This is a genomic window from Actinomycetospora cinnamomea, assembly GCF_003096675.1.
Classification (GTDB): Bacteria; Actinomycetota; Actinomycetes; order Mycobacteriales; family Pseudonocardiaceae; genus Actinomycetospora; species Actinomycetospora cinnamomea.
The window spans coordinates 40,597-48,148 of record NZ_QEKW01000028.1 but is presented as its reverse complement, the minus strand read 5'-3'; the positions used below and the strand labels follow the sequence as shown (position 1 = coordinate 48,148).

Annotated in this window: 8 protein-coding genes; all 8 read left to right on the top strand. The window is 73.7% G+C overall.

Annotated elements, in window-relative coordinates:
• Positions 1-423: 423 nt before the first annotated feature.
• Positions 424-1,386 carry a 1,2-phenylacetyl-CoA epoxidase subunit PaaA gene (paaA, locus tag C8D89_RS27360; protein ID WP_116711298.1) on the top strand — a complete coding sequence of 321 codons (963 nt, stop codon included), beginning with the start codon at positions 424-426 and terminating at the stop codon, positions 1,384-1,386.
• Between the two features lie 2 nt (positions 1,387-1,388).
• Positions 1,389-1,727 (top strand): 1,2-phenylacetyl-CoA epoxidase subunit PaaB, encoded by a 339-nt coding sequence (gene paaB / locus C8D89_RS27355; protein ID WP_423717296.1) that lies wholly within the window; start codon positions 1,389-1,391, stop codon positions 1,725-1,727.
• Positions 1,728-1,738: 11 nt separating this feature from the next.
• Positions 1,739-2,671, top strand: coding sequence for a 1,2-phenylacetyl-CoA epoxidase subunit PaaC (gene paaC / locus C8D89_RS27350; protein WP_116711297.1), 933 nt, complete (start codon positions 1,739-1,741; stop codon positions 2,669-2,671).
• Entirely contained in the window at positions 2,665-3,174 is a 510-nt protein-coding gene (paaD, locus tag C8D89_RS27345) for a 1,2-phenylacetyl-CoA epoxidase subunit PaaD (RefSeq protein WP_116711296.1), read from the top strand. Before paaC ends, paaD begins: the two co-directional genes overlap by 7 nt.
• The gene (gene paaE, locus C8D89_RS27340) at positions 3,174-4,277 is read left to right on the top strand and encodes a 1,2-phenylacetyl-CoA epoxidase subunit PaaE (RefSeq protein WP_116711295.1); all 1,104 of its coding nucleotides are present in this window, start codon (positions 3,174-3,176) and stop codon (positions 4,275-4,277) included. Before paaD ends, paaE begins: the two co-directional genes overlap by 1 nt.
• Before the next feature lie 15 nt (positions 4,278-4,292).
• Positions 4,293-6,368, top strand: a complete 2,076-nt coding sequence (gene paaZ, locus C8D89_RS27335) for a phenylacetic acid degradation bifunctional protein PaaZ (protein WP_116711294.1) — start codon at positions 4,293-4,295, stop codon at positions 6,366-6,368.
• A 22-nt stretch (positions 6,369-6,390) separates the two neighbouring features.
• A complete protein-coding gene (paaI, locus tag C8D89_RS27330) occupies positions 6,391-6,768 on the top strand; it encodes a hydroxyphenylacetyl-CoA thioesterase PaaI (protein WP_116711311.1) in 378 nt (125 codons plus the stop codon).
• Positions 6,769-6,903: 135 nt separating this feature from the next.
• Positions 6,904-7,539, top strand: a complete 636-nt coding sequence (locus C8D89_RS27325) for a DedA family protein (RefSeq protein ID WP_165825969.1) — start codon at positions 6,904-6,906, stop codon at positions 7,537-7,539.
• The last annotated feature ends 13 nt before the right edge of the window (positions 7,540-7,552 follow it).

Here is a 7,552-nt window from a genome sequence, read left to right as displayed (position 1 = left end):
GTGCCATCGCCCACCTCCTCGGGCGACAGCCTCCAACCCTTCAAGATCCTGATCAAGCCGTGTTACGACGTCGACGTTCCTTGCCGCGGCACTAGGTCGGTACGGGTGGACCCGGCCGCGGGCCCGGGCCCGGACGAGGCCGAGCCCGAGGCCCGACCGTCGAACCGGCCGGCCGCCTCGCCGCGGGCACCACCGACGCCTCGTCACCCAGCCATCGACCTCGTCGGTCCCGACGCGATCTTGTGCGTATGTCACCTCGGGCCGACCACCAGCGACCCGGCCCGCGGGCGTGCGGGGCGCCCGAGCGGCAGCGCAGGCAGTCAGGGTGACCCTCGCTCCCCACCCGCCCGCTCGCTGGACAGACCCCACCCCGATGCGTCACCATCGCAACCGAACGAACATTCGGTACGGAGGTGGCCGCCGATGACGGTGTCCGAGGACCAGACCCGCGACCTCGAGGCGGACTTCGAGCGCACGGTCGCCGCCGAGGGTCGGGTGGAGCCGCGCGACTGGATGCCCGAGGGCTACCGGAAGACGCTGATCCGCCAGATCGCCCAGCATGCGCACTCCGAGATCATCGGGATGCAGCCGGAGGGCAACTGGATCCTGCGCGCCCCCAGTCTGCGGCGGAAGGCCATCCTCCTGGCCAAGGTGCAGGACGAGGCCGGCCACGGGCTGTACCTCTACTCGGCCACCGAGACCCTCGGTGTCGACCGCGCCGAGCTCACCGAGAAGCTGATCGACTCGAAGCAGAAGTACTCGTCGATCTTCAACTACCCGACCCTGACCTTCGCCGACATCGGGGTCATCGGCTGGCTCGTCGACGGCGCCGCGATCGTCAACCAGGTCCCGCTGTGCCGCTCGAGCTACGGGCCGTACGCCCGGGCGATGGTGCGCATCTGCAAGGAGGAGTCGTTCCACCAGCGGCAGGGCTACGAGCTGCTGCGCACGCTGATGGACGGCACCGACGCGCAGCGCGCGATGGTCCAGGACGCCGTGGACCGCTGGTGGTGGCCGTCGTTGATGATGTTCGGGCCGGCCGACGGCGACTCGCCCAACACCCAGCAGTCGATGGCGTGGCGGATCAAGCGCCACACGAACGACGAGCTCCGTCAGCGCTACGTCGACATGACCGTCCCGCAGGCGCGGGCGCTCGGCGTCACGCTGCCGGACCCCGAGCTGCGGTGGAACGAGGAGCGTCAGGCGCACGACTTCGGCGACATCGACTGGGACGAGTTCGCGCAGGTCGTCAAGGGTGCGGGGCCCTGCAACGCCCAGCGCCTGGCCCACCGCCGGGCGGCGCACGAGAACGGGCAGTGGGTGCGCGACGCGGCCAGCGCCTACGCCGCCAAGCAGGCCCGTCGGACGGAGGGAGCGGCGGCATGAGCATGGCCGACGACACCACCGCGCACGTCGAGGGCGAGCCGCGGTTCGACGGCACGCCGAAGGCGACCTGGCCGCTGTACGAGGTGTTCGTGCGCGGCAAGCGGGGCCTCAACCACGTGCACGTCGGGTCGCTGCACGCCCCGGACGACACGATGGCCCTGCACAACGCCCGCAACCTCTACACGCGGCGCAACGAGGGCGTGAGCATCTGGGTCGTGCGCGGCGACGCGATCACCGCGTCCAGCCCGGACGAGAAGGACCCGTTCTTCGCGCCGGCCGGGGACAAGGTCTACCGGCACCCCACGTTCTACGCGATCCCCGACGACGTCCCGCACCTGTGATGGCTCGCCACATGGACGGCCACGACCTGCACGCCGACGAGAACGTCTACGACGCCCTGGCCACGGCCGATAACGACGGCCGCTGGGCGTTCGGCACCGGATTCGACGCCGGCACCGCTGGGTCCTCCGCGATCGACGCGCCGGCGCCCGAGGGCGCCGACCGCGACGACCTCGCGACCTACTGCCTCATGCTCGCCGACGACGCCCTGGTGGCGTCCCAGCGCCTGGCCGGCTGGACGACGAAGGCTCCGGAGCTCGAGGAGGAGGTGGCGCTCGCGAACACGGCGCTCGACCTGCTCGGGCAGGCCCGGGTGCTGCTCGCCCGTGCCGGGCACCTCGGCGCCGCGGAGCCCTTCCGCCACGGACCGCAGGACGCCGAGGACGTGCTCGCGTACTTCCGCGACGACCGCGCGTTCCGCAACGTCACCCTCGTCGAGACCGACCTCGGGGACTTCGGGCAGACGATCGCCTGGCTGCTCCTCCTCGCGTCGTGGCGACTCGCGCTGATGCAGCGCCTGACCGGCTCGCGTGACCCCGTGCTCGCCGCGGTCGCCGGCAAGGCGGTCAAGGAGCTGACCTACCACCGCGACTACGCCGCCCAGTGGGTGCTGCGCCTGGGCGATGGCACCGAGCTCTCGCACGCGCGGATGCAGGCGGGCCTCGACGCCGTGTGGCCGTTCGTCGAGGAGCTCTTCCTCGCCCACCCCGTCGAGCAGCGGCTGGTCGCGGCCGGCGTCGCGGTCGACCCCGCCGCGCTGCGGGCCGACGTCGACGCGGTGCTCGACCAGGTCCTGCCCGCGGCGAGGCTCACCCGCCCGGGGCGTCCGGCGGTGGGCCTCGTCGGCGGTCGGGGCGGGCGCGACGGCGTGCACACCGAGGCCCTGGGCGCCGTCCTGGCCGTCATGCAGTCGCTCGCCCGCGCGCACCCGGAGGCCACATGGTGACCGCGATCCTCGACGCCCGGGCGGCCGCCGAGCAGGTCGTCGATCCCGAGATGCCGATGCTGACCCTCGCCGATCTCGGCGTGCTGCGCGGCGTCGAGACCGCCGAGGACGGCACCGTGGTCGTCACGCTGACACCGACGTACTCCGGCTGCCCGGCCCTGGACGAGATGCGTGCCGACCTGCGGCGGGCGCTGCACGCAGCCGGTCACGAGCGCGTGGAGGTCCGGACGACCTACAGCCCGCCGTGGTCCACCGATTGGATCTCCGACGAGGGCCGCCGCAAGCTCGCCGACGCCGGGGTGGCCCCGCCGGACCGCATCGGTCCGCAGGCGGCGGGCGGCGCCGTCCCGCTGACCCTGGCACCGCCGTCGCGCACCGTCGCCTGCCCCCAGTGCGGCGCGCGCGACACCGAGGAGGTCTCGCGCTTCGGGCCCACCGCCTGCACCGCGCTGCGCCGCTGCCGGTCGTGCGCCGAGCCCTTCGAGCACGTCAAGGAGATCTGATGACGGCCGCCGCCACCCAGGACCGCCCCACCGAGGCGGCTCCCGGCTTCCACCGCCTGCGCGTCGCCGACGTCGAGCGGCTCTGCGAGGACGCGGTCGCCGTGCGCTTCACCGTCCCCGACGAGCTGCGCGAGGAGTACCGGTTCCGCGCCGGGCAGTACCTGACGGTGCGGCGCGAGGCCCCCGCCGGGGAGGAGCGCCGCTCGTACTCGATCTGTGCTCCCGAAGGAGAGGCGCCGCGGATCGGCGTGCGTCGCGTCGCCGACGGCCTGTTCTCCACGTGGCTGGTCGACCGCCTCGCGCCGGGCGACGAGGTCGAGGTCGGCCCGCCGCAGGGCCGCTTCACCCCGCCGACGGACGGCTCGCTCGGGGCCCACCATGTCCTCGTGGCTGCCGGCTCGGGCATCACACCGGTGCTCTCGATCGCGGCGACGGTGCTCGCGCACCCGGACACCCGCGTGACGCTGCTCTACGGCAACCGGCGCTCGGACACGGTGATGTTCGGTGAGGACCTCGCCGACCTCAAGGACGCCTACGGCCCCCGCCTGCAGCTCGTGCACGTGCTCTCCCGCGAGCCCACCGCCGCCGACCTGTTCAACGGGCGCCTCGACGCCGACCGACTGCGCACGCTGGTGGGCGCGCTGGTGCCGGTGGGTGAGGTCGCGCACTGGTGGCTGTGCGGGCCGCTGGGCATGGTCGAGGCCGCCGGCGAGGTCCTGTCGGGCTTCGGGGTGTCGCGCGAGAGGGTGCACCGCGAGCTGTTCTACGTCGACGAGCCCCCGCCCGAGGTGCACCGCGCCGAGGACGAGCACACCGACGACGGGACGGGCGCGACGGTGAGGGTCGTCGTGAACGGCCGGGAGAGCGTGCTGACGCTGCCCCGCACGGAGCCGATCCTCGACGCCGCCCAGCGCGTGCGCTCGGACCTCCCGTTCGCGTGCAAGGGCGGCGTCTGCGGTACGTGCCGCGCCCAGGTCACCGCCGGTGAGGTGCGGATGCGGCGCAACTTCGCCCTCGAGCCCGACGAGGTCGACGCCGGCTTCGTGCTCACCTGCCAGTCCCTGCCGGTGTCCGACGAGGTCACCGTCGACTACGACAGCTAGCCGGAGGTCCGCCCGATGAGCGTCCTGTCCAGCCACGTCCGCGGCGGGTGGGTGACCCCGTCCGCCGCCGACACCGCGGGGCGGCCGATGCACGATGCCGTCACCGGCGAGGAGGTCGGCCGCCTGGCCACCGACGGCATCGACATGGCGGCGGTGGCCGAGCACGGGCGGCGGGTCGGCGGACCGGCGCTGCGGGAGCTGTCGTTCCACCAGCGTGCGTCGCTGCTCAAGGCGCTCGCCGGGTACCTGCGCGAGCACCGCGAGGAGCTCTACGCCGTGTCCGCGCGCACGGGCGCGACGAAGGGCGACAGCAAGTTCGACGTCGACGGCGGCATCGGCGTGCTGGCGGCCTACGCGTCGCTGGGCAAGCGCGAGCTCCCGTCGGCGGGGGTGCTGCTCGACGGCGACCTGGTGCCGATGAGCAGGGGCGGCACGTTCGTCGGCCAGCACGTGCTGACCCCGCTGCAGGGGGTCGCGGTGCAGGTCAACGCCTACAACTTCCCCTGCTGGGGGCCGCTGGAGAAGTTCGCGCCGGCGTTCCTCGCGGGTGTCCCGTCGATCGTGAAGCCGGCGTCGCCGACGGCGTTCCTCACCGCCGAGCTGGTCCGTCTGATCGTCGACTCGGGGCTGCTGCCCGACGGCGCGCTGCAGTTCCTGGCGGGCTCTCTCACATCCTCTTCTGGCGGCGACCTGTTCGACCACCTCACCGAGCAGGACCTCGTCTCGTTCACGGGCTCGGCGTCCACGGCCCGGCGGCTGCGCACCCATCCGGTGCTCTCGGCGCGGGCCGTGCGCTTCACCGCCGAGGCCGACTCGCTGAACTGCTCGATCCTCGGCCCGGACGCCACGCCCGGCACCCCGGAGTTCGACCTGTACGTCACCCAGCTGGTCACCGAGATGACGGTGAAGGCCGGGCAGAAGTGCACGGCGATCCGGCGCGCGTTCGTGCCCGCGGAGCAGGCCGACGCGGTGGTGGAGGCGGTGCGGGAGCGGCTGGGGCAGGTGGTCGTCGGGAGCCCGTCCGACCCCGAGGTGACGATGGGCGCGCTCGCCGGGCTGGAGCAGCGCGAGGAGGTGCGCCGCTCGCTCAAGGCGCTCACCGACGCCGCCGAGGTGGCCTTCGGCGACCCCGAGCACGTCGCGGTCCGCGGCGGCGACGCCGAGCGCGGCGCGTTCCTCTCGCCGGTGCTGCTGCGGGGAGACGCGGACGCCGCGGCGGTGCACGAGGTCGAGGCGTTCGGGCCGGTGTCGACGGTGCTGCCCTACACCTCGACCGACGAGGTAATCGCCCTCGCCGCGCGCGGGCAGGGGTCGCTGGCGGGCTCGGTGGTGACGGCCGACCCGGACTTCGCCCGCGAGGTCGTGCTGGGCGTCGCGCCGTGGCACGGGCGGCTGCTCGTGCTCGACCGCGACGACGCGGGGGAGTCCACGGGGCACGGCTCGCCGATGCCGCAGCTGGTGCACGGCGGGCCGGGCCGGGCCGGCGGCGGTGAGGAGCTCGGTGGCCTGCGCGGCATCGCCCACCACATGCAGCGCAGCGCGGTGCAGGCGAGCCCGGACATGCTGACCGTGATCACCGGGCGCTGGGTGCCGGGCAGCGGGCGCACCGTCACCGACGTCCACCCGTTCCGCAAGCACCTCGAGGACCTGCGCCCCGGCGACACCGTCGTCGGCGGCCCGCGGCGGGTGACCGAGGAGGACGTGGAGCACTTCGCCGAGTTCACCGGCGACACCTTCTACGCCCACCTCGACGCCGAGGCGGCCGCCGCGAACCCGTTCTTCGGCGAGCGCGTGGCCCACGGCTACCTCGTCGTCTCGTTCGCCGCCGGCCTTTTCGTCGACCCGGCGCCGGGACCCGTGCTCGCCAACTTCGGCGTGGACAACCTGCGGTTCCTGACGCCGGTGCGCTTCGGCGACGAGCTGACGATCACGCTGACCGCCAAGGAGATCTCGCCGCGGGCGTCGGCCGCCTACGGCGAGGTGCGCTGGGACGCCGACGTCACCAACGCCGCCGGCGACCCGGTCGCGCGCTACGACGTGCTGACGCTGGTGGCGAAGCGATCGGACCAGCGGGAGGGCTCCCGTGGGTGACATCAGCGCCGCCGCCCAGCGCATGTGGGACGACGACGCGGCCTCGGGGAAGCTCGGCATGCAGCTGCACGAGGCCGTCGACGGCCGGGCGCGGCTGACGATGACCGTCACCGACGAGATGGTCAACGGCCACGGCATGTGCCACGGCGGCTACCTGTTCCTGCTCGCGGACTCGGCGTTCGCGTGCGCGTGCAACAGCCCCGGGCCGGTGGCGGTCGCGGCGGCCGCGGACATCGTGTTCGTCGCGTCGGCGCGCACGGGGGACGTGCTGGAGGCGGTGGCGACCGAGCGCGTGGCGTTCGGGCGCAGCGGGGTCTACGACGTCACCGTCGCCCGTCCGCGCGACGGCCAGGTGATCGCGGAGTTCCGGGGGCGGAGCCGGGTGCTGCGCAGCGGCTGACGGGACGCACCGTCGCCGTCACGGAGCGTCGGCTTCCCGGCCCGCGTTGTAGCACTTCCGACCCAACGGCTGTCGCTGCTCGCCACGGTGCGTCATGCTCATCCGCGGCCCCGGTGCCGGCGGAGGGTGGACGCGGTGATCGCGGAGTGGCTGCAGACCGTCCCACCGCTGGCGGTCTACCTCACGGTGCTGGGCGTGGTCGGGATCGAGAGCTTCGGGATCCCGCTGCCCGGCGAGGTCGTGCTGATCAGCGCGACGCTCATGGCCACGCGGCCGGAGCTCGCGGTGTCGGCGGTGTGGGTCGCACTGGCCGCGCTCCTCGGCGCCGTCGTGGGCGACTCGATCGGCTTCGCCGTCGGGCGCCGATACGGCATCACCCTGCTCCACGCGGCCGGCCGGCGGTTCCCCAGGCATTTCGGGCCGGCGCACGTCGACCTCGCGGAGCGGGCGTTCGCGCGCTGGGGCGTGGCGACGGTGATCGTCGGCCGGTTCATCGCGATCCTGCGGATCCTCGCGGGCCCGCTGGCCGGCGCGCTGCGGATGCCGTACCGGAAGTTCATGCCCGCGAACCTCGTCGGCGGGGTGCTGTGGACGTTCGGGACGACCGCCGCGGTCTACGCGCTCGGCGTCGCGGCCGAGACCTGGCTCCGGCGATGCTCGTGGGTCGCGCTGGCGGTGGCGGTGGTCGTGGGCCTGGTCGTCGGCGTCCTGGTCAAGAAGCGTGTCATCGGACTGCTCACACGTCCCGAGGAGGGTGCGCCGGCGTCGTGAGCGGGTAGTCCGC

What these genes read in the sequence shown, in the direction of transcription:
- paaA (WP_116711298.1), top strand. Translation starts at nt 424, where the DNA reads ATGACGGTGTCCGAGGACCAGACCCGCGACCTCGAGGCGGACTTCGAG.
- paaB (WP_423717296.1), top strand. Translation starts at nt 1,389, where the DNA reads ATGGCCGACGACACCACCGCGCACGTCGAGGGCGAGCCGCGGTTCGAC.
- paaC (WP_116711297.1), top strand. Translation starts at nt 1,739, where the DNA reads ATGGACGGCCACGACCTGCACGCCGACGAGAACGTCTACGACGCCCTG.
- paaD (WP_116711296.1), top strand. Translation starts at nt 2,665, where the DNA reads ATGGTGACCGCGATCCTCGACGCCCGGGCGGCCGCCGAGCAGGTCGTC.
- paaE (WP_116711295.1), top strand. Translation starts at nt 3,174, where the DNA reads ATGACGGCCGCCGCCACCCAGGACCGCCCCACCGAGGCGGCTCCCGGC.
- paaZ (WP_116711294.1), top strand. Translation starts at nt 4,293, where the DNA reads ATGAGCGTCCTGTCCAGCCACGTCCGCGGCGGGTGGGTGACCCCGTCC.
- paaI (WP_116711311.1), top strand. Translation starts at nt 6,391, where the DNA reads ATGTGGGACGACGACGCGGCCTCGGGGAAGCTCGGCATGCAGCTGCAC.